The sequence below is a fragment of the Kitasatospora sp. NPDC059646 genome, from assembly GCF_042734615.1.
Classification (GTDB): Bacteria; Actinomycetota; Actinomycetes; order Streptomycetales; family Streptomycetaceae; genus Kitasatospora.
Genome location: NZ_JBHWDS010000107.1, coordinates 1,946 through 3,563 on the forward strand (window position 1 = coordinate 1,946; position 1,618 = coordinate 3,563).

Below are 1,618 nucleotides of genomic sequence, written 5' to 3' on the forward strand. Positions count from 1 at the left end.
CAGCGTCATCGTCGGCTCGGGCCCGGCAGGAGCGGACTCCTCGTCAGCGGCGTCGGCGGACTCTTCCGGCTCCTCCGCCTCTTCCTCCGCCGCGTCCTCCGAGGAGTCCTCCGCGGCATCCTGCTCGGAGCCCTTCGCGGAGTCCTTCGCCGCGTCCTCCCCGGAGTCCTTCTCCGGGCCCTTCGCGGAGTCCTTCTCCTTCTCCTTCTCCGGGCCCTTTGCGGAGTCCTTCTCCTTCTCCTCGTCCTTCGGCTTGGCGGCGGAGACCCGTCCGAGCTTCAGGGCCGGGGTGCCGGTGAGTGCGGCGTCGGCTTCGGGGAGGTCGATGTCGGTGTCGGCGGCGTCCGTCGCGGGTTCGTCCTCGTCGCGGACGCGGAGGTGGACGGTGGAGCCGCCCTCGCGAGGGCGTCGCGGGTTCTCCTCGGCCTCGGCCGGCCGCGTCTCGCCGTTGCGCGGCTCGCTCTGCGGGGACTCGCCCACGTAACCCACTCCTCCTCGTCCGCCCCGGCGGTTGCCGGTCCGATCACACAAGCTGGTTTTTTTCGGGTGGGTTCTCGACCCGCCCGAGTACCTGTACAGTCTCCGGCACCGAGGACGCGATGGCCCGCCGCACCCCGCCCGACCGGCGGTTTTTCCTGCCCGTACGGGCCGTTGCCGGGTCAGACGCGGGGGCGTCGGACGGTGGTTCCAGCTTGCCCGGGCAAGGTCACGATTCGGAGGCGTACTCGACAAGCCTGTGTGAGAGGCGTCACCCTGTCATTCATCCACGCGGGGAGGCTTGGATGGGCAGGAGCCGCAGAACTATTCCCGAGGAGCTGTTGCTGCTCGCACTGGACCCGGCCACGGGTACCACGGCGCAGCCGCAGACCCTCGACCTCGGACTTGCCGGGGCGCAGCTCGTCGAGCTGTCCCTGGCCGGAAGGATAGTCCCGGACGGGGACCGGATCGCCGTGGTGGTGCCACGGCCGACCGGTGACCCGACCCTGGACCATGCGTTGGAGCTGTTGCGCAGGCGCGGCAGTCCGGTGCGCGCCGCGCACTGGATCGGCGGGCCGCGCCTGGGCCTGAGGCAGACGTACCTGGCGCACCTGGAGCGGTGCGGCATGGTGACGGCGGTGCCGGGCCAGGTGTGCGGCGTGCTGCCGACGACCCGTTACCAGGCGTCGGACGACTGCACCAACGCCGCGATCAAGCAGCGGCTGGACACCGCGATCCGCACCGGCGTGCCGCCGGACCCGCGGACGGCGGCACTGGCGGCGCTGGCGCACGCGGTGGGTCTGGGCAAGCACCTGTACCCGGGCAACGAGGGGCGTTCCTCGCGCTCCCGGCTGCGCGACCTGATCAGGTACGACCCGCTGGGCGGGATGGTGGCCCACGCGGTGATGGACGTGCAGAACGGTCTACCGGCCCAGCAGGGCAGGTCGGCGGCGCCTGCGGGTTCGCGTGGTCCGGCCGGTCGGCCCGCCGCCGCGGGGCGGGGTGTGGCCAGCCGGGTGGGCGCGCGCTGAGCGGCGCACGCCGTTGTGTTCGATGCGGTTCGAGGGCGGTGGGGGCCCGGGGGGGGACCCCGCCCCCCCCCCAGTAAGGCCCCCCCGCGGGTGGGAAGACGGCCCCACCC

2 protein-coding genes are annotated in these 1,618 nt (G+C 72.9%); one reads left to right on the top strand and one right to left on the bottom strand.

Features of this window, described 5'->3' with window-relative positions; translation table 11 throughout:
• Window positions 1–480 (bottom strand): hypothetical protein (locus tag ACFV1L_RS36245; RefSeq protein ID WP_380374533.1); only part of this gene is annotated, 480 nt, incomplete at its 3' end.
• 302 nt (window positions 481–782) lie between these two features.
• On the opposite strand from ACFV1L_RS36245, the gene ACFV1L_RS36250 reads away from it, so the two are divergent.
• A complete protein-coding gene (locus tag ACFV1L_RS36250; protein ID WP_380374535.1) occupies window positions 783–1,508 on the top strand; it encodes a GPP34 family phosphoprotein in 726 nt (241 codons plus the stop codon).
• The last annotated feature ends 110 nt before the right edge of the window (window positions 1,509–1,618 follow it).